Origin of the sequence: Treponema bryantii NK4A124, assembly GCF_000421345.1 — a bacterium.
Lineage (GTDB): Bacteria > Spirochaetota > Spirochaetia > Treponematales > Treponemataceae > Treponema_D > Treponema_D bryantii_B.
In genome coordinates this window covers 70,331-94,519 of sequence record NZ_ATWV01000007.1, presented here as the reverse complement: position 1 = coordinate 94,519, position 24,189 = coordinate 70,331, and the positions used below count along the sequence as shown (strand labels likewise).

The 24,189-nt window shown below is 37.4% G+C and carries 2 protein-coding genes; both read left to right on the top strand.

The window, feature by feature from the left end:
* Positions 1 to 123: 123 nt before the first annotated feature.
* On the top strand, positions 124 to 12,561 hold the full coding sequence (locus tag G626_RS0108575) for an Ig-like domain-containing protein (protein ID WP_022932378.1): 12,438 nt from the start codon (positions 124 to 126) through the stop codon (positions 12,559 to 12,561).
* 17 nt (positions 12,562 to 12,578) lie between these two features.
* Positions 12,579 to 24,092, top strand: coding sequence for a hypothetical protein (locus G626_RS0108570; RefSeq protein WP_022932377.1), 11,514 nt, complete (start codon positions 12,579 to 12,581; stop codon positions 24,090 to 24,092).
* Positions 24,093 to 24,189: the final 97 nt, after the last annotated feature.

The window sequence follows — 24,189 nt, the reverse complement described above, 5'->3', positions numbered from 1 at the left end:
GTTTCTTTGATTTTACATCATGGAAGCCCCTTTTTTTTGTAAAATTAAGGTTTTCGCAAAAAATGCCGAAACTCTAAGAGGAGAAGTGGAGTATTATATAGTTTATTTAAAAGTTGAGGTGCTATGAGTAAATTTGAAAAAGTAAAAGTAAGTTTATTTGCATTTATTACTACCTTATCTATTATTTCAATTTTTTCTTGTGAGATTGGTTTAGGAGCAGCTGTTGATACTGAAGCTCCAAATATCAATATTACTGTGCCTAATCCAGAATCGGTTGCTGTCATAAGAGACAGTTTCCCAATTATGGGTAATTGGAGTGATGATGGAGAAATAGAATCAATTAAAGTTGTAATTACTTCAAACTCCTCTAACCAGCAATTTACAAAAAATGCAGAATTTACTACTCCGGCAAAAGGCGAAACAGGTGGCTCCTGGTCAGTCTTTTTTGAGCCTGAAGCTGAAGGAATCCTCGATGGTGCTTATTCTGTAAATATTACAATAGAAGATACAGTTGGACATTCAACAGAAACATCGAGTCAAATTCGAATAGATAATACACCTCCTCTTATTGTTCTTCAAAGACCTTCGACAATTCTTTCTGACAATTCTTTTGATCCTTACGGTAAAACGTTTTCTTTGATTGGACAGTCTACAGATGAAAACGGTGTAACCTTAATGAAGTTGAATTTCTACCATAACAGTGATTTGTCAGATACACCAACAGAAATTGAACTTTCAAAAGTTCCAGATACAATTAACTTTGATATTGCACGTTTTGAATTAAATAAACAGAATGCATATTCAAATATTTATGAGTCAACAACTCTTAACGGCACTAAGGAAGCTTATTTTAACCTTACAGCCTATGATGGGGCTCAGAAATATGAACCAAATGGAACACAGACTGCAGAAGATACATTTGGTAATCCTGCTACTGTTTATTATCTTTATGATGATATCTCAGAATTAATTACTTCTTACAAAGTAACAGGTCTTTATAAAATTCTTGCCGGAACATATGATACAAGTGAGGCAGGCCGTTCTGCAGGTCAATCTTCAACTGTTTTAAATCAATTACAACAGAAACAGGTTTCTGCAGGTAAGTTTTCATTAAATCCTGCAAATACTCCAACTTATACACTTTCTGGTGGCGACAGACTTGAACTACCTAGTCCAAATATTTCGGAGTGTGGTGAGTTTTTTGCTACAGGGAATCATGATAATATTGTACTTTCTTTAGGCTCTTCAATTCAGTTTAATGTTATACCTGGACTTGATGGGGTTTCGCTGCTTGAGAATACCCTTATTCCTTATGCTATTGAGTATCCGGAGCCGGCAGGTGGAGAAAACAAGCTTGAGATTGAAGTTTTAAGCCGTAAGCAGAGCTCAACAAGTGATGGTACTACAGTTTATAAAATTGAAGGTCTCATCAGCGAAAGCAATGGTTTTGAAACGAATAAATGCTACCGTATAGTTCTCGAAGGTAAAGATAAAGAGAATATTGGCGTAGAACCAGAAGGAAACGGATATGGTTTCTACTGCCGAAAAGTTGGCGATGGTCCAAAGCTTGAAATTACTCTCCCAGAAGAAGTAAACGTTGATAAAAAAGCCGGGGATACAGTAACAATTTCTGGAAATGTCGAATTTACAGAAAACGGACTTCTTGAGATTTTATTGAATAGAATGGGAGAAACTCCTGTAACCATATTCTCTTATGATACAACCTCGGGTTCAGCTACAGGTATAACTCAGGATAATGATATTACTACAAAGTATTATTATACTTACACAATTCCTGCAACCAGTTTTAATCAGACTTCATCAGACAAATACAAAATTGAAGTACAGGCAAGTGGAGACAGCATTACTGTCTCAAAATCTCGCAGCGTTGTTTATGATGTTGAGAATCCGGAAGCATCTATATTTGCACCAGAGCCTATAGCACATAAATATTCGTACGCAGGAGAGCAGCAGACTGGCGATTATTTAAACAAGACAATCAAAATTAAGGCAAATGTAAAAGATACAGGCGGCAGTGATGTTGACTTGGAAAATACTCATTTGCAGTACAACAGTACAAACGGAACTTCCGGCTGGAGAGATTATACAGCTGCAGAAATTCTTAAGGGAACAAATACATATTCAGTAGATACAGAAAATCTTACAGGACTTACAAATGGTAATGTATATTTCAGAGTTAATGTAAAAGATAATTCTGGAAACGAAGCTAATTCATCTGTAATTGGTCCATACATAGTAGACCAGGACACAGATAAGCCTGTTATTCTGCCAGGTAAAGACTGGATGGCTTTCTATAACACAGACAATGCAAACTTTGATGAAGATTTTACAAGAAATCTTCTTCAGGTAAAGAAGGTCTATTTTAAGCTTGTTGATGATGATGACAATGGATTACAGTCTGTATCAGTAAAAGTTTATAAGGCAGATGGAAGTGAAATTACTGATACTGCAGTAACAAGTGTAAAAGATTTTTCTGCAGGTAAAAAAGAGTGTACCTGTTATTTTGAAACTAAAAATCTGGATGAAGGAAAATACAGGGTAGTAGTAACTGCTCTTGATAAGAATGGAGCCGGTGCAGATGCATCTAAGGAAACCTGGATTAATATTACAGCGGCAGCTCCAAGACTCAGCAATATTTCAATTGACAATAAATATGTTACTACAAATGGAGATTCAATTGCTCCAGCAACAGCAACAGAACCATTTTCAAATGCAAAAAAGAAGATAAAGGCAAGCTTTAAAATTAATTCAACATCGGCACCATTTAAACTGACATACAAAATTACTGCAGCTGATGGAACTTTGATTAAAGATTTTGATGCCGAAAACTCTGCAACTGAATTAACTGCAGCAAATTATGACAGTTCAACTCAGCTCTGGTCATATGAAATTACACCAGAGACTAGCTGGACAGCAGGTAACAAAAAGGCCTTTAAGCTCCAGCTTAAGGTTTTTGATAAGAACCATAACGAAGGACTTCAGAATACACCACTTGATTTCTACATAGATAATTCACAGCCTGTTGTTACAGCAAATACTGGTGTTGCTACACCTACTGCTGCTGAAACAGAAGGTAACTCATGGGATTTTGATATAAGTGCAAGTGATACAGATGGTGATTCTGCTTATCCGGCAAAATACTTTATTGCCTTTGCAAACAAAGCAGATGATGTTAGCGGTACAATTTCTAATCGCACAGGCTGGCTTGATGCAACTTCATTAAAGTCATATCCACTTACTTATACAAATCTTCCTGCAGTCTTTGGAACAGCAGATGCTCCAAATAGTGGAAAGAAAGTTGTTTATGTAAAGGTACAGGATTCTGTTGGAAACATAAGCAACGAATTCTCAACAGAATTTAATTACGATAAAGGCGACCCTTCTGCTGCAATTACAGGTTATACAATTGGAAGTGAAGTAACTACTATTACAGAAAATAAATTCTTTGCAAAAGGTCTCTTTACTCTTTCTGCAAGTGCAGAAGATGACTGGGCAATTGATAGTCTTGAATTAATCGAAACAAAAACAAAGGATGGTATAGCAACCACAGGTTCTCCAATAGCAGTAAAGCTTGATAGCGGAGTTTTAAAGAAGGCTGATGATACTACATTAAATCTTCCAAGCACAGGTTTAGACACAGCAGAATATAAATATACACTTAAAGCTACAGATAAGGCAGAAAAAACAACAGCAAGCTCAGAAGTCTTTGTTCAGATAGATCAGACAGCACCTGCGCTTACTCTTAATGACATTTCATCAGCTCCACTTAATGGTCTTGTTGCCTTTAGCGGAAGAGCAAGCGATGAAGGTCTTGGATTAAAGTCTCTGCTTCATAAGATTGTGGCAGATGGAAGTGAAGACCCTGCAGATTCTTCATTGAATGCAAGTGAACTGTCTCCTACTTTAAGCACAAGCTGGCGCCTTTCTGTAGAAACTCTTGCAGGTAAACCTGAAACCGGTACAAATGCAATAACCTGGGATGCTGCTGCAGGAAAGTATACTCTTTACGAGGGTAAATATAAGCTTTATGCCCGTGCAAAAGATAAGGCAGATAATGTTTCTGACAATACGCATTCTATAGGTTATGCTTCAACACCAGTTTCTTCATTTATTGTTGATTATGCAAAGCCAGAGGTTGCGTCTGCAAAGCTTATAGTTGGAAGTGATGAAGCTGCTATAACAGGCAGTGGCCTTAACTACTTTAAGGCAGAATCAAGTTCACTTGTAAAAGTTAGTTTTATTGTTAAAGAAACAAATGGTCTTGATGAAGTAAAAATCAATAATGACACTCAGACAATTACAGCCCCAGATGCAGACGGAAATTATATTTTTGAATATACAATACCTGCTGCAAGCTACACTGGTACAAATGCAAATAAAGCAATTGATATTAAACTTGACTTAAAGGATATCGCTGGTCGCGAAAACTCTGTAACTTACAAGATTTATAATGATACAGAAAAACCTGAAATTTCAATTGATAACCCGGCTACTAATGTAAGCGGTACAAGCTCTATTGCGGGTGCATCATTCATCTTTAGTGCTACGGTAAAAGATAAGGCAAATGAAAGTGGTACAAGCGGAAGTGGCTTAAAAGAAGGTAAGTTTAATTATATCTTTACAAAAGATGAACTTACAAATGAAGCTGAAATTAAGGCTGCAGCTACAGGTAGTAATGGTACAGCAGCAACTCCAGGTTCAACTGGTAACTGGACAATTACAAAACAGCTGGGAAATGGAACAAGCGGCACAGACACAAGTAAACTTTACGAAGGAGAATGGAATCTTTATATCTATGCTGAGGATGCAGAAGGAAATGGCGAAACAGCAGGCCGCTTATTCTGGATAGATCAGGCAGTTCCTGTTATTTCAGATCTTACAAGTCTTAACGAAATATATAATGAAGGCTTCACTCTCAGTGGAAAAGCAAGAGATGCTAATGGTATTGCTTCTATAACCGTAAAAGATAATACAGATACTATTCCAGCTGCAGCGGTTACAATTACATCAACTGAAAATGGTGAAAAAACATTTACTATAGATTTTATTACAGGCGATACTGCAGCTCAGACAGGAAAATATAAACTTACAGATGGAGCCCATGAATTAACGATTATTGCAGAAGATAGTGCAGGAAAAACAACAGAAGAAAAGCTTTCTGTTACAGTAGACACAACAAAGCCAACAATTACATCAATGGAAATTGCAACTGCTGATGCAGAAATTGGATCAAGTCCGGCCCAGAAATGGTACAAGTCTGAATATGTAGGAGTAACTGTAACAGGTGTTTCAGATGGAACCGGAACAGGTATAAAGAAAGTAGAAGTTTCTTCTAACGGAAGCAGTTGGACAGAACTTTCTTCGTCTGTGGCAGGAACCTATACCGGCAGTGCATACTGTTCTGCCCAGGGTGAAAATACTATAAGCCTGAAAGTTACCGATAATGCCGGTAATGTAGATAATTCTAATTCCCGACTTGTTTATATTGATACAGAAGAACCAGATACTTTGGAAATTACAAAGATAGAAGTTGACGGACAAGAAAGAACAGTTACAGGACTTACAGATATTCTTGTAAATGGAAGTGAAACAAGTGGTATTACAATCAGAGCAAGAGCAGTAGATGCAAATGCTTCAGCTACAGACAAGGCAAGTGGTATTGCAAAAGTAACACTTACAAAACCTGTAGATACTGCAATTGAAGTAACCACAGAAGAAGATTCTACAAATGCCCCTGGAGTATACCTGATTACTATTCCAACGGCAAAATTTAAGTCTGGACCAATTGTTCTTACAGCAACTGACAAAGTAGGAAAAGTAAAAACATTAAATACAGGCTTAAAGATTACGCTTGATAACACACCACCTGAAGTAAAGAAAACAAATGTTCCTTCTGCAGTAAATGGAAAACTTGCCCTTAGCGGTACAGTTTACGACAACCGTTCGGCATTTAAGTCTGTAGATGTATTCTATTATGTTGATTCAAATGTAACTGGCTACAAAAAGTGGGTTAGCTGCTATCACGATGTATACACAGCTGCTACAGATACAACAGACGAACACAAGCCTTCTGCAAACTGGAAACTTGAGAAAACAGTAGCAGAAGATGGAACTGTAACAGATACTCGTCTCGACACTGCAGCCTTTACAAGTGCTGGAGTTACAGACAATACAAAGATTTATATTCTCACAGTAGTTTACGATGAGGCTGGAAAATGTAATATTGCGTTGGGTAGTGATGGAAAGCCTGCTCAAACACCAACAGAAATTACCAGCGCATCACCAACTTCAATAGAAGAAATTACTCTTAATCAGGATGGTGACCGTCCTGAGATTACCTTGAATGGACTTGATATAAGAAGCATGTCTGCAAACAATCTGGTAAAGCTTTCTGAAAGCTCAGTTTCTGGCCGCATTACAGATGACGATGGAGTTACCGAACTTTACTACAGTGTAGACGATGGTACAAACTGGCTTCCTATAACACTTGCACAGGCTGCTTCAACTAACACAACCTTTACCTGGACTGAACCTGCAGAAGGTACTTACAGTGGCGAAGATGAAAAACCAACTATTAAGTTTAAGGTTGTAGATACAGAAGGCGGCACATTTATAACTCAGTCTGATACATCAGCTATTACAGGTACTCCAAAATTTGCAAAAGGTCCAACAGGAAGCGGTGCCGCAGATTTAAGCACAGAAGGTCTTTACCTCATAATAGACCGAACAGCTCCTTCTGTACGTAATATTGGAATTAAAACTTCTGCAACGGCTACAGAATACAGCGGAGATATTACAGGAACCACAGTTGGTGGCGACAGCGACCATAATAAATTCTGGCTCCAGCTGGAGGCTTATGATATAAACGGAATAGTATCTGTAACCGCAAAATTAACTGGTGGAGAAGGCTTTACTCCTGTTACGAAAAACTTTAATGCAGGAACACAATCAGAAGAAGATGGCTATATACCTTACACAATGGCATCCCCTTTTGATGTAAGTGGTTATGAGAGCGGTACTTATAATCTTTCGATTAAGGTTGATGATGGTACTAAACCAACTGAAATGAAATATACAATTAAGGTAGATAACGATGCTCCTCTTGTTCAGGTAAATAACCATGAAGCTGATGAACTCATAAGTTCTGCCTTTAATCTTAAGGGTGATATCCGCGGTAGTGATGACGGAACCCAGCTCTGGTACGCTGTAACAAAATCTGATACAGAACCAACTGTATGGACAAAAGCCGATAATACAGCAGGCGAGGTTGTAGGTATTGGTACTGGAAAATGGTCTGTTTCATTTGATGACGGAACAACAGATGAAACTTCAACACACTCACTAAGTCCTAAAGAACTTATACTTGCATTAACCACTTCTCCTGCACTTGAAAAAAATGCTGGTGGAGCAATAGTTTATGCGGCTAGCGAAGGTGCAAATGCGGGAACGGTTTACAGAACTACAGAAAATTACTATTTCCACTTCCTTGTAAAAGATAAATATGGAAATGAAAACAGTTCATATTATCAGTGTAGAATAGATCCAACTGGTGATATTCCTGTTGTTAGACGTACAGAAACTGATGATGAAGTAAACGGCTGGGTTACATCAACAGGAACATGGTATGTCTCAAATGACAATAACTGGGGACTTTCAAAAGATGCTCCTGCTCCAGCAGGTTATGATAAATCTTATCCTGCTGCCCTTATGAGTGGTGTAGCCCGCATAAGTGGAACTGCAAATGCACAGAATGGTATTAAAGCAATTTACATGCAGGTAGACCCAAGCTTTAATGGAATTAGTTTCAATGATAATTGGGCAGAAGAAACTCTTCCAAATACAATAAAAATCAATAATACACCTACATCTGTAACGATTAAGGATAATTATTCAGATCTCAAGTTGGATTATGAAAGAATGGGTAATAGCAACTTGTATGGTATAAGAATAGCAAGTGGCCAGACCTGGAGTTTTGCATTCAATAAGCAGTCAGAGTTCGAAAATACAGGCAATGAAAAGAATATAATTGCAATCAGACTTTATGTTGTAGATAAAAATAACAATATAAGCCTTACAGATGACGATGACCTGTTTGTTATTCGTCTGGATTCTGGAGCGCCAAAGATTGGTTCAAGTATCCCTCTTGTTCTCCGTCAGTATTCTGATAATGATAATGGTACTGGTACCGTTACAAAAGAAATCAGATATGAAAAGAATATGTGGGTAAAAGGTATATGGTGGATTTACGGTAGCGTAGAAGATGCGAATGGTATTTCTTCACTTATCATAGATGGTAATACGCTGGTACAAAGAAATAGTACAACGAATGAAATAGAAACTGTTGCTAATGACAACGGTTCCGCAGAGTCAAAAACATGGTCTGCAACTAATACAAGTGGTTTCACATTTAAATATAAAGTAGGAAGTAAAGATAAAAATTCTTCTTCATTGAGTTATGTAGTTACAGTATTGGATACAGACTCTAATCCAACGTATGCAACAGAAACCATTGTAATAAAATACGATAATAAACCTCCAACTCTCGTTACGGAAGGAAGCAATTATAATATACCAGTAAACGTAAAGAATAGTTATGGATTCTATTCTCTGCAGGCATCTGCAAAAGAAAACAGCAATGAAAGTGGATTCCTCAGGGCTGTATTCTACTTTAAGCGTGATCTTACTGGTCTTGAATACGTATATGACTCATATCTCAAAAAGAGTCATGTCGAAAATCAATTAGCATATGCAGGTTTAATGTATGGTGATGAAGGTCTTTACTGGAAAGAAATTGATATTTCAAGTGTATCAGGTTCTACTGTAAATATTTCTACAGAATCTGCAAACATTCACAAAGGCGGTCTTGCAAAACTTAAAGGTGCATACTATAGAATTGATAACGTTTCTGGTACAGAAGTAACTCTTGATGAATCATTGGATGAGCTTTCTATTGCTTCAAGCGATAAACTCTATGTTGCAATTGGACATGTAGTAGATCATGAAGGAAGTGAAACACCGTCAACTTCGGCTGATATAGAAAAGTCTGCTGAGGCTTATTACGGTTATTACAAAACTCTTACAGATGATGATGGTGACCGTATGATAGAAAGTGTTTCTCCAGGTACGGAGACTATATGGTCTGCAAGCATTAACAGTAATAACATTCCAGATGGTGAAATTGAGATTCACTATGTAGTATTTGATGCGGCAGGAAACTATGCTCATGGAGTTGTAAAATCAGAAGGAGAAACAAAGGTTGTAGTTGGTAATAATGCACCTCGTCTTGCTGGTCTTAAAGTAACATCAGGTGCAATAAGCGAAACCTTCTATTATGAACAGCACTCACGCAAAATTAACGGTGTATACGAACCTCGTGCAACAGACCTTACAACTAAATTGATTGTTTCTGGAAATAAAAAAGATGCAGAGAATGGCGGAACCGCCTTTATGACTGCAAAGGACCAGATAGAATTTATACCGGAAATTGTAGGTGGAAACGGGGCATTATCTTATACTTACACTGTAAGTCATACTCAGAGTGATAATACTATAAAAACATTAACCGGTTCATCACCAGATACATGGAGTGCCGCAGGTTTTGATGATGGAATTGATGAAGAAGCTGATTCGGATGGTTACTATAAGATTTCTGGAAAAGAAACATATTACGAAGCTCATCCTATAGAACCAATTTTGTTCGGTACAGCTGAGATGACTTCTCTTGGAAAGAATAGTAAGGAAGGAAGCCCAACCTGGTTTAATTATACATTGAGCGACAGCACTGCAGGTGGAAGCCTTAATGTAGAATTCCAGTGTGCTTTGAACATTAAGTATTTTGATGATGTGCCTCCAACAATTTCTGTTACACCTTTGTACTGGAATTCAGAAAAAGATAACAGCCTTTACCAGAATTCACGAGAAAATGGTCATATAGAACTTAAGAAATATTTGACACCTGCATTGAAAACTTCTGCTTATGGAGGAGAACACGATAAGGTTTCTGGTAAAATCACAATGCGTGGTTCTGCTTCGGATAATATTCGTGTAAAAGAACTTTGGGTAAAACCAATTGCAGGTTTGTTTACTTCAGATAAAAAGATTGCAACTTATGATGGAACAAACTGGAATCCTGTATCTACAGATATGGCAGCAAATAACTGGACTTGTACAGTTAAAAACGAACAAGATGATGTAAATGGACATATAGTTAACTGGACTTTCAGTTGGGATACTTCGAAGATTACTGGTACAGCAAAGGCTGGTGTAGTATTTGAAATCTATGCAAAAGATGAAGAGCGTGGTGGAAAACAGAATGATTCAACAAAAGATGCTGATGGAAATGCTGTTACTCCAACTACTTATACAGTAGACGTTGTTCCATATATTACAGATGTAGAAACAAGCCTCAGCTCAATACAGTCTACAAACCCTTCTGTATATAGTAGAACTGCGCTTGGACATTATCCGGTTTACATTGTGATAATTCCAGATGTAAAAGATGAGAAAATAACTTACAAGGTAGAAGGTGAGACAATAACTTACAAGGGCTTTAATCTTGGTGCAAATCCAACATACCCTGTAACGACTGACTCTGTATCTGGTGAATATGATGTAACAGTCAATGAAATAAAATCAATAAACAACAAGAATGACGATACTAAGGATTATAATAAGTGCCCTAACAAGGAGAATAACGACAAGCTTACAGACAATGTGTTCCTTGATGTATGGCAGTTTAATTCTAAGGCTGCAGTGCCAATTGAAGGAAAGATTGAACAGGCAGTAATGAAGATTAACCCTGTAAATGACCAGATTGGCTTTGCTTTTGTAAATGGTTCATTCTGGACTAGTATGGCAGATGCCAGCAATTCATACAGAACCTGGATGACATCTAAAGACTTCTGTACTTCTACCAGTTTTATATATGACAAGAATGGTAATACTTATGGTGTAATGGCAGGCGGCGATTCTGGACAAATGGCAGATAAGTATAACTTTATTACAAGTCGTTGGGGAGTAAGTAATGCTGGTAATACCCCAAGGGATGATGGTCTTGCCTCAAGAGATGGTTCCAATGCGCTACGTATAGAAGAATTATGTGATAACAAATACTCTGATGCTGCATTCGCTAAGCAAAGATTTGTATCCTCATCCTTAGCTGTAAGTACACATGATGAAAATACAAATGTTTATCTTGCATATTTTGATTCTCTTTATAACCAGATAAGATTCAGAGCGGGAACAATGTACGTTTGCCCTATTGATTATTATGATAATGGTGGTAATGGCTACACTTATGGACATGTGACTCTTCCAGCAAATCAGACAGCATTTACTAACAACATACAAATTACCTTCTGCGATGAAACAGGCAAAGAATTAACTGCAGAAGAATATGCAAATATTGGCTGGGGTGATAGGGCAAAATATTTCGTTTCAAAAGCAAGTCATAATAATAATTCAACAGACTGGTGGTTTACTCTTGCAAAAGAAGAGAATGGACAGAATCTTGAAGATAGAAAAAACAATGACAGAAAGCAATTCTGGAATGGGGAGTATACACTTAGAAATAACAACAATGGAACTCGTATCCCAACGCAAAGGCTATATATAAAGTTTAATGCAGAATCAAAATCAAACTTTGGAAATTTTGTAGATGCTTGTACTGCCAGAGATGGTTGGGGATCTTATGCTGATGCCCGTAAGTATGCACAGGTTCTTGCATCAGGAGAAACGCCTGTAGCAACTGGTGTAGATGATATCCCTGGCGCAAAGGCTGGATCATCGGTTTCTATTGGTGTTACAGAAGACAACAATGGGAACGATGTTGTAGTAGCAGTCTGGTATGACGAAGTAAACTACAAAATGTGGTATGCCTATAATACAAGTCCAACAACAGATAGGGCAAATGGTAAGCGAAATGATAGTAATACAGATGATGGCTGGTCAACTCCGGAAGAAGTATTTACTGGAGATATGGAAAAGGCCGGCAGTTACTGTAAAGTTGCAGTAGATGCAAGTGGTGGAGTTCATATTGCGGCCTTTGATATGGCCAATAACAATGTTGTTTATGCATACGCAACTTCTTATAATTCAAGCTTCACTACCTGTCTTGTAGATGGAAACATTCCTTCTGGCGAGTACCTTACACTGGATGTTGCCCTTGATACTTCTGGAAATGCTGTTCCTTATATTGGCTATTACTCTCAGGGATGTGTTCGTCCTAAGATGGCTTATGCGGTAACTGCTTCTACAAATGCGGGAACAGATGCAAATGGTTATATGACTGGAGACTGGGAAATTACAGTAGTACCTACTCCAAAACAGGTAGAAACCCAGAGTAACCAGCATAATCCTATTAACATTGGTGTATGGAAAACAGGGGCAGGTGTATTAAAGAATTCTACTTTTGCCACATCAACATTAACAGGATCTGGAGCATCTGACATGAGCGGAAAAATCTATGGTAACGGTACATCAAATCCTGTATTGGGTTATGTAATAACTGACGATACTATAGAGACGGCTCAGAAAAAGTAGGGGAGTGGGGGTATAAAATGAAAAACGTATTAAAATATTCAATTTTTTCTATATTATTAATTGCTCTGTTTATCTCCTGCGAAATAGGACTTGGTAACTCTGTAGATACAGAAGTGCCTGTACAGGAAATCAAAACCCCAAATCCAGCTTCAGTTGCTGTGATTCGAGGGGATTTTCCGGTAACTGGAGTCTGGTCTGATGATGGAAGTATAGAATCTGTAATTGTTACTATTAAAAATGATACAAGTACCGTTTTTGAAGGTAATGCAAGTGTCCAAACAACTGAAAATGGCAAAGGAACCTGGTCTTGTATTGTTTCGCCTCATGAAAATGGAATAAAAGATGGTTCTTATTATGTTTCTGTAAAAATTCAGGATACTGCAGAACATTCTTCTATTGCTTCAAGTCAGATTGTTATTGATAATACTCCTCCGGTTATTGTTTTGTCTCATCCTTCTACAATTGCAGGAGACTCTTCATTAGATACCTATGGTACAGTCTTCTCCCTTAATGGACAGGCTGCAGATGATAATGGTGTAGACCTTATTGAAGTAAATGTTTTCTCGGATGCTGCAAAGCAGAATAAACTCCATACTATTGAATTAAAAAATGTACCAAACACAATTAAGCTTAAGGTTGCCGAATTCGAGGAAGGCGAAAATAACGATTATGCAAAAATCTATGGTTCTACTATAAGTGATGGTGAACGTAACCGCTTTTGTACAATTGTAGCCTATGATGGTGCACAATATTACCCGGTAGACGGAAGCGAGCAGTCTGCTGAAGATAAAAAAGGAAATGCAGCAGATGTTTACTATCTGAGTGAAAACGAGGCTATTTCTCAACTTATTAATCAATATAAAATTACAGGTTTGTACCAGATGATGGCTGGTACATATTCAGAGGATGGAACTGCACGTGCTGCAATAGATCCACTGTCTGTATTAAAAGCAAATGAAATTGGGTTAGGTGCTTTTGCCCTTGATCCGGAAAATAACCCTAAATTCATTGTTACAAATAAATATGAAATCAGTAATGGAATTTCTAAGGACGATTCAAAACTTATAAATAACTCTTCGCTTGTTGTTGAAGTTGCGCCTGGTCTCGATGGTTCTCCTTTAGATGTATCATCTCTTAAAGTATATGCAATACAGTGTGATGCAAATGGAAATCTTCTTAATAACAACAAACTTTACCCGGCCTCAACAACACCAGTTTCAATTGGTTCTTCTTATCAGATTGCAGTTACTTTCTCTGCCGGAAAAATTGAAGACGGTAAATTCAAAACTAATGAATATTACAAGCTTGGTGTAGAAGGTACAGATGATAACGGGAAAAATATTATTCCTTCTGTAAGAAAAGGTTATGGTTTCTATTTTACTACCAGTGGAATTTTACCAACAGTTGAAGTTACTTCTCCTTCTGATGATGCTGTATTTAAGACTGGTGATAATGTTACAGTTGATGGTACTGTAAACTTTATTGAAGATGGAGTTTTCTCATTAGACTTAATAGATGAGTCTGGTGCAAAAATAACTCTTGTATCACCTGTTGCAGATGATAACGGAGTTTCTGCTACAGATTTACCAGCAGGTAGACTTTCGTATATCAAAGATTCTTCTAATGATCGTCTTTACCATTTTAAGTATATTATACCTGCAAGCAAGTTCGATCAGTCGGTGACAAAATCGTATACAATTTCATTCCCGAATCCGAATGCAGATACTTCTATAAAGTACGATGCACAAAAGCCAACTGTAGAACTTAAGTTTACAGGAACTGCAGATGACAATACTCAGCTTGGACCTCTTGCAAGAAAGTTTACAGACAGTGAAACAGTTACTTATGCAGATAATGTAAATTATGTAAACGGAACATTTACGTTCGAATATAAGGTAAAAGATGAAGACAATGGTTCTGGAGTAAATCTTGATGCGAAGAAACCAGAGGTAAAAGTTTACGAAGAAGGAATTACAGAACCAAAATTAACTCAGACCTTTAATGCAGAAACTAAAACAGTTTCTGTAGACACTGACACTCTTGGCTTTAACGATGGTCGTAATGTTCGGGTTGTAGTAACTGCCTATGACAAGAGTGGTAATAAAACTGAAGAAACAAAATCTTATAAACTGGATAAATCTACAGATTTACCAAAAATTTATCCTGTTCAGCAGACAGGTTCAAAACCTCTTACTTTTACAAAGAATACAAAGACAAGTGTAGAAAATCAGAATGACTATAATACACTTGTGGCAGACGATCCTACCTTTAAACTCAAGTTCTTTGATGATGATGGTCTTGTAGGTAAGGCTCTTTCTGTAACAGTGAATTATGATAAAGATGGAAATGGGTCTGATGTAAGAACTCCTCCTGCAGTAGAATGTGTTCCAGATGAAAATGGAGCAGAAGAAACATTTACAATTCCGGAAGCAACTTCGGGATTTTATAAGATTACTGTAACAGCAACAGATAAGGTTGGTGATGATGAGGAAGTCCGTAAGACAACTACAAAAGAATTCTGGGTACGTATTACACCAAGTGCACCTTCTGTAAGAATTAATGACCTTAGCAGCCGTTATGTAACAAATTCAACAAGTGCAAATAATATAACTTCTTCGGCAATTACTAAGCTTGAACCGGAAGTTATTATTGATTCAACAGAAAAACCATTTAAAATTACACGCAGGGTAATTTATAAAGATACAAATACAAATACAGAAAAAGAATCTTTCAAGGCAATTGGAAGCCTTACTGCTATTGATGATGACAGCGATTCAAGGCTTACAGCAAATGCAGATGGAACTTATACTTACAAAGAAACTTATACTCCGCCTACTGATTTTGCTGCCGGTGAATACAGCATTGCCTATAAGGTTTATGATAGTAACGGAAACTCAAGCTCTGCTTCTGAAACAGATCCTGCAGTTTTCTTTATTGATAACCGGTATGAAACAATAAACGAAGATAATATAACAGTTCCTGCAGATACAGATAATGCGGGTACATCTTTTACATTCAAAGTTAGTGTGACAGCACAGGGTGTAGCGCCATTATCTTATAGATGGGCATTTACAGATGCCGATGTAACTACTGCTCCTGAAGATTCAGCTTTTGTTACTACAAGTAACCAGAATTATAAATATACATATCCAGCTGCCTGGACACAGGCACAGGGAAAGAAAAGGCTTTGGCTTTATACTGTAGATGCGGCTGGAAACAAGAGTGATGTTCAGTCAAAAGATTTCTACTACGATCTTGCAAAACCTGTAGTTTCATTCCAGGAAACAAACTTTGATACAAAGCAGGTTTTCAGTCTGCATGTAAATGCAAGCGATTCCTGGGCACTTGATAGTATTGAGCTATTTAAAATTGTTGATAATAATCCTGTGTCAACTGGTAAAAAGCAATCTTCTATTTCAACTAATCCAGCAACCTGGATAATTACTGATTTACCTGCAGCAACAATAGCGGCTGATACTTTCGAAGTATATAATTACTTTGTACGTGCAAAGGATAAGGCCGGAAAAACGACAGACAGTTCAACAATTACTGTTCGCGTAGATAATAAGAAGCCTGAAATTACAGAGGTAAAATTTGGTTCAGAGAATACAAATATCTTAAACGGAAGTCTGGGTGAAATAAAGATTACTTCTAAAGATACAGGTCTTGGTTTAAAAGAACTGCATTATACAATTTCGGGTACTAACACAACTACTGTTCCTGAGGAAACTATAAATCTTGCAGGTGCTGGTGAAACAACAACAATAATCAGCAAAGAGCTTGGTACAGGAAAAGACTTGCCGGAAGGGAAGTATACTCTTTCTTGTGATGTAACAGACCTTGCAGATAACTCATATACAGAAGCAGCAAAAGAATTCTATGTAGACTTGGCAGCTCCTGAGCTTTCTGATGTAAAGATTCAGGCAGAAGGCGCTTCTGCAGAAGAAATTACAGAAGGTTCAATTAAATATTTAAATACAGCTTCAAAACTTAAATTAACTGGTAAAATTACCGAATCAAATGGTTTTGAAGAATCAGGATTAGGTGTAATGATTAAGGGTGTTTCTATAGATGCATCAAACATTACTGTAAGTGGCACAGCACCAGACTATACCTTTGCTGTTTCAAATATTGTAATTCCAGAAAATGATAAGGAAATAAGCATAAAGGTAACAGCAGCAGATATTGCGGGTCAGTCTTCTGAAAAGAATTATACTATCTGGAATGATATAACTGAGCCTGAAATTACATTTATTACACCAGATAAGTCTACTACTTATGAAGGAAACAATTCAATTTCTGGTGCAAAGTACAACTTTAATATCAGCCTTTCGGATACAGGTTCAAAGCTTAAAAACTTAAAATATTGTATAGAAGGATATGCAGAAAATGCTGAACAGCCATCCGGAAGTTGGACAGATGTAACTACTGCTTCTGCTATTACAGGAAAGCTTTCTTCTGCTTTTGCCTTTGAAAAAACTCTTAAGGCAAGTGGTAATACAGGAGCTGGAGATTTAGCTGAGGGCCATTATACATTGTTTGTATATGTTGAAGACAGTGTAGGAAATTCTAAGATAGATAAGGTTTCATTCTGGATTGATCAGGCTGCTCCGTCATTAACATGTTCTGCAATAAGCCCTACAGGTGGCCAGACCATAGACGGATATGTTGTTTCAAAGGTTTCTCCAACTCTTACTATAAATGCAAGTGATACAAATGCCCTTAAGTCTGTATCTGTAGCTTCAGGTGATACACCAGCTGCATTTACTGAAATACCTGTTTCTATTACTGAAGGTGCTGTAAGTAACGTAGATGTACCGCTTACTCTCAGTGATGGTAAACATAAAATCGTAATCACAGCGAAAGATACTGCAGGAAGAAAAAAGACAGAAGAAAGGTTTGTATGGATAGATTCTGCAGCGCCGACTGGTACCTTTGATATTGAAACTCCTGTTTACACAGATTCGTCTGCTAATAAGTGGTACAATGATTCTTATATAGATTTGACTCTTACAAATGTAAAAGATGAAGGTGGCAGTGGTATTTATCAGGTTAAGGCTACATCGGATAATACTAACTGGTATCCGCTCTCTCTTAACGAAACTCCGGCAAACAGTGGCATTTATACAAGTGGCGGAAAAATCAATTGTACTGCCCAGGGTGGAAACTCTATTACTGTTAAGATTGTAGACAATGCTGGAAAAGAAACATCACAACCTTACAGTGTTTATATTGATACAGATGCTCCAAATCATGCTGAAATTAAAGAAGTAAAGGTTGATACTCAGATAGAAGCTAACAGTGGTACAGTTCTTGTAAATGGTGAGAAAGATATGACCATCAAACTTGAAGCAGAAGATGCTGCTTCTGGGGCAGGTATAAAGTCTGTTGCTGTAAAGGGTGGTACTCCTGTTACAGAGGCAGGAAGCGATGGTTATTACACAATAACTATTTCAAAAGACGACATTGCTTCTGGAGCACTTGTATTTGAAGTAATTGATTATGTAAATAATAAATATGAATACATCTCTGATCTTGTAATTGATCTGGATAATGAAAAACCGGCGGTTTCTATTGACCCTGTTACAGATGCAGACCCTGATACAACTGATATAGATGTAAACGGAACATTTACAATTTCAGGAAAAGCAAGCGACAATAACTCTCTGGCTTCAATTAAGCTTGAATATAAGATTGGTACTGGTAATTGGACAACGTATGCAACTCTTAATACAGGTCTTGAAGCTTGGAGTATTAATGTTGACACTAAATCTGAAACTTCTCCATTTAAAGAAATTGATGAGGAAAATGTTGAATTCCGTGCTACAGCAATAGACTCTGCACAGAATACAAAAGTAAGCTCTTCAAACACTGTATACATAAATCAGTCATCAGACATTCCTGTAATTACCTTTACAGATTTTGATGTAAGTACAATGAAGGCAGAAACTCCACTTTTGAGCCAAAGCCAGAATATTTACTGTTCTGTTTACGATGATGATGGTGAAGTAACAGTTGAAGTTAGTACAAATGATGGAACAAGTTATACGCCAGTTACTCTTACAAACGGCAGTTTTACACTTACTCTTGCTGACGGTACTTATGATTCAAGTACAAATCCAGATGCTAAACCTGCAATAAAATTCAAGGTACAGGATTCCCTTGCTACAAATCCAATTACTAACCCACGTATAAAAGGAAAGATAGTAAGTGGCAGTAAAACAACATCAACTCTTTCTAAGCTTTTAATCAAGGTAGACACTACAGCTCCTGAGCTTTCAGAAGAAAAATATTATAAATCCTGGGCTACGCCTCCTGCTTGGGAAAACTTCTCATCAAGCCTGACTCTTGGAGAGTCTCTTGGAGGTTTAAGACAAACTTTATACCTGCAGATAAAGGTAGAAGATGCAAATCCGATAGACTCTGTAAAGGCAACCTTTACTCCAGATTCAACTAACGAAGACGATTATTCTACGTTTGAGAAAACTTCTCCAACTTCATCTGTTTATAAAGGAGAAATTTCTGTCGTAGGTTTACCAAGCGGCCAGAATAAACTTATTATTATTGCTAGCGATGGAATTAACGAAAGCAAAAAAGAAATTTCATTGACTGTTGATAATACACCGCCTCTTATAACAGTAGACAGCCATGAGGACGGAGACACTATACATAAAGACTTTGTTCTTGAAGGCAACATAGACAGCGATAAAGATACAAAGCTCTATTATAAAATTACCAAACCTGGTGCCACAACACCTGCAACCTCACTTAACGGCAGCGGCTGGAATCCTGTAACAGGAAACAACTTATTAAAATGGAAGATTTATTTCGATAAAACAGCAGCAGTTACAAATCAGGAGGGGCAGGACTGTCACGACCTCTTGCCAAAATATCTTATAGCGCGAGAGTATCATGATAAAGTAAGTATTGGAAGTGATGGTATTGCATACCTTAAAGAAAATGGTGTAGTAACAACTACAAAATACATGCACAATGAAAGTTTCAATTTCAACTTCTTTGCGGTAGACGGTATTGGTAATATTAGTGAAGTAACAATACTTCCTCTTGTACTGGATCCACAGGGAGATATTCCAAATATTGTTCTGGAATATCCTGCGAACAATGCTCTTGTTAGTGGTGTAATCAGATTGTCTGGTAGTGCAGACTTTGTAAATGAACCAAAAGCTTTGTATATGCAGATTTATCCACAGTATGATGATGACACTTTTGATGAAGATGACTGGGAAGACTGGGAAGAAAAAGAATTCCCTAAAGAAGCAAAACACTTCAGTGATTATACTTCGGAATATGATATACAGGCCATAGGTGATTCCGGAATGCGCGGTATTTATATTGGTAATTCACTTTCATGGTCAAAGACTATTAATATGAAATCTGAATTTGAACGAAGTGATAATACCAACAATAAAATAGCAGTACGCCTCTTTGCAGTAGATGCAAATAACAATATAAGTTCTACAGAAAATACGATTTATGTCTTTGAAGTAAATGCTGGTGCTCCAAAAATTGGTTCAAGCGAGCAGCTTATTCTTAAACAGAATATGGATACAGCAAATGAAAAACTGTTGAACTATAAGGAAGGAATGTGGATAAAAGGTGAGTGGTATCTTACCGGTAGTGTTGAAGATGATGATGCTCAGGGAATTCAATCAATTGTGGTAACAGACGAAACTACTGGTGCTGTTATAGCAAATGCCTACGATACAACTCCTGTAAATGGCGTATGGCAGTATGCTGGAAAAGCTACAAAAGGATATCGTCTTAAAATTCCAGTAGGAAGCAATACTGGTGCTGCAAAAAAGAAATACAAGATTACTGCAAAGGACTATGATAATCAGACTTCAGAAATGGAAATTCTGATTAATTATGATAATAATGCTCCTGTTCTTGCAACTTCTGTTTCAGAAGAATATAAGATCTCATCTGATATTTATGATCAGAATGGAAAGTATTCTATGGAATCTGTAGCAAGTGAAAGCAGTGCAGAAAGTGGTTTCTTAAGAACTGTTTATTACTTTACTAACGAGGATGGAGATAAAGTTTATGATTCTTCCTGGAGTGAAGTTTCTATTACAGGAAATCCAGATACAGCAGACCATTTGTATTGGAAAGAAAAAACAGCAAGCGCTATAGACGGTTTTGATGTTACAATAAATTCGGCAGATTCTGAAATTAAGAAAGGTTCTCTTGCAAAGATTGGGGGAACAATCTACTCAATTACAGGTGTTGATGGAACAAAAATAACTCTTGATTCTGCTCCAGATAGTTCATTGGCAGGTAAGAAGATTTACTTTGTTCTTGGTAATGTTGTTTCCCGAGGTGGTATTACTACATTGGGTACAAAAACACGCTGGTCAGAAGTAATTGAAAAAACAAAGGATAAGCTTCCAGATGGTGCAATAAAGCTTACTTATGTTGTATTTGATAAGGCTGGAAATCTTGAATACGAAGAAATTGACGCTCTTGTAAAGAATAACGCTCCTCGCCTTGCAAGCGTAAAGGTTTGGACAGACTACAATGGAGACAGTATTGAACAGGAAGTAGAATGTCAGACAGGTTACTATTCTTATTCAGACCGCTGGTTTAAGGATGATGCAAATAATAAGCTGTATACAAGGGACACTCCTATAGATGCTATAAGAGACTACTTTGTAATTTCTGGTAATGGAAAAGGTCCGTCAGAAGGTGGTACAGCCTTTACAATGGTTCATGAAGATGTTGTATTCACACCGGAAATTATTGGTGGTAATGGAAAACTTTATTACAATACTGGTGATGAAATTACAACATCTACTCGAACTGCATTGAAAGTCAAAGTCAATGATAATACATATACAGATATTACAGGACATACTTCTGAAAGCGCTTATACTAAAAAAGATGAAGATGGCCAGTTATATATTGAAGGTTTGAAACCTAAAATTACCTGTGCCTTGGGAAGTTTAGCTGAAGGAACTGCTGCTAGTCCTACCTGGTGTACATATACAATTTCTGATAGTACACCAGGCACAAAGCAGCTTAGCGTAACCTTCGATGTTGCTCTTGAGGTTATAAAAACAGATAACTCTGATCCATCTACCGATATGGAAGATTTCTACTGGACAAGCGGTGAAGATAACAGCTTGTACAAGAATAAAAAGGAAAATGGTCATATCGAACTTCCAGATGACTTTAAGGATGTTGAAGATGAAAATGGTGAAAAAATTTACAATGCAACAGCAACATCTGGCGAATACGACCTTGACCCTAAGGTTTCTGGTAAAATTACAATGCGTGGTTCGGTAGAAGATAACATCCGCCTTAAAGAAATCTATGTAAAGATAGACGGTGTTGGTTCAAGCACAGAACTTCCGTTTAATGCTTACAAGAAGGTTGCTTCATATTCAGCTGGAAGCTGGACTCTCGTACAAGATGATACCGAAGGAGATGATCTTACAAATCACTGGGCATTTACTATTACAGATGAATACAATGATGCACGTGGTCACAAGGCAAACTGGGAATTCAGCTGGGATACATCATACATTGCAACAGTTGCAAAAACTGATGTAAAGGTTTTCATTCAGGCAAAAGATACTGCAAGTAAAACTTCTGCAGATAATAACATGCAGATGGATGTTGTACCGTATATTACGAGTGTAGTCACAAGCATTGGAGATGGAGCTGTAAATATCAATGCAAGAACTGCACGCGGTCATTATCCTGAGCGAAGTGGTAATACATTAAAGTTGAATGGTTTTAATCTTGCAACTGGTAATGCACAGGTTACAGATATTCCTCTTCCTTCGACAAGTGGAAGTTTTGGATATACTGTAAACACAGATGTTGTAACCTTGAATAATAAGAACTCAAATGAGGTTGAATATAACCAGCAGCCAAACAACAGAAATAACAATACTCTTACAGATGATGTTGTAATTGATGTCTGGGAATTTGACTCTTCGGCTGTAGTTCCAAAGAAGGGTACTATAGATCAGCCTATTATGAAGATTAACCCTGTTACAGACAAAATTGGATTTGCCTTTGCTGATGGCCCACTGAACTTTAATATGGGTGGTAAAACAAGAGAAGCCGATAACGACAATAAGAATAGAGGTAACAAAACAGGTGCACCAGCTACTGGTGATGATACTAGACCAGAATACTCTTATCATACTTGGATTTCTGGATTTGATGCTTATACTTCAATAGCATTTGCTTATGATGCTTTGGGTAATTCATATGGAATTGCTGCTGGCGGTGATATTTCTGCAGATGATTCTTCTGATAAATTCTGTTTCTTTACAGGTAGGTGGGGTAATGCAGACTATGGTTCACAAAGTGGCTCCAAAGGAACTGGAAGCTGGGGTAATGGAACTGATAATTCAAAGTTACGACTTTCTCAGATAGGCCAGAGTATAAATAGTAAAAATGTTCAGAATAAACAAAGAAACATGAATCCTAGTTTAGCAACCTCAGTATCTGGAACTTCAACAAATGTTTATTTCGCATATTATGATGCTATTAGTAAAGAGCTTAGATATAAAGCAGGTACTATTAATACTGGTTCAAGAAGTGAGTTTAATGACTTTAAGGATACTGCAAGTCAGGATAAGCCAATGACCCATGATGCTGATGCAGTATATATGGATATTATTTCTGGAGGAACCAGTTCTAATACAACTGTTGTGCCAGGAAAGTACCTGAGCATAGGAGTTGATTCTCATGGAACTAATGATGTTGCTGTGCTTACTTGGTATGATGAAACACATAGTACTCTTTGGTTTGCATATAATGAAACTCCAAATACAGGAATTGGAGTAGAAGCCCCTAGAAATGGTACAAACTGGAATATAAGTCGTGTATTTGCTGAAGATTCTCCTTATGCAAAAGCTGGTCAGTTTGTTCAGCTTGCAGTAGATGCCAAAGGCGGTATTCATATTGCAGCTTATGACTCTGTAAAATGTAATCTTGTCTATGCATATAAGGCTGCTTATAATATACAAAGCTTTACAAGTTGTATTGTAGACAGCTATGGTATTGTTGGTTCTAACATCAGCCTTGATGTTGCAATGACTGAATCCGGAGATGATGGAAAAGCAATTCCATATATTGGTTATTACGCATCAAGCAATGTAAAGCCAAAACTTGCAACTCTGCCAGAAGGTATTTCTTCTGCTGATGATGTAAAAGATGGGGCTGTAGAAGACAAGTTTACTGGTGAATGGGAATGTTCACTTTTGCCAACACCAAGTAATTTGCAAATGAATAGTAAGCAGTATAACCATATTAATGTCTGTTCTTGGAAAGACAAAGATGGAGTTTTGAAGCTTTCATCAACAGCAGATGCAGTAACTGGCAGAGAAAAGGTTGCAAATAACACATCTCTTAGTCATACTCATGGTGGAGACAATGGTGCGGCTTTCAGTACTAAGAAGTTTGGCCATGTTACCGGTAACGGTACGAACAAGCCAATCTTAGCATACAATATTAAGAACGGTACTGCCGTAGAGACCGCCCAGATGAAGTAGTAATCAGCGATTCCCAGCGTGCGCTCGCACACTGGGGGCCTGCCTGCTAAATCAAAATATTGAGCGGTAATAGAATCAACTTGTTAATTCCGGCAAG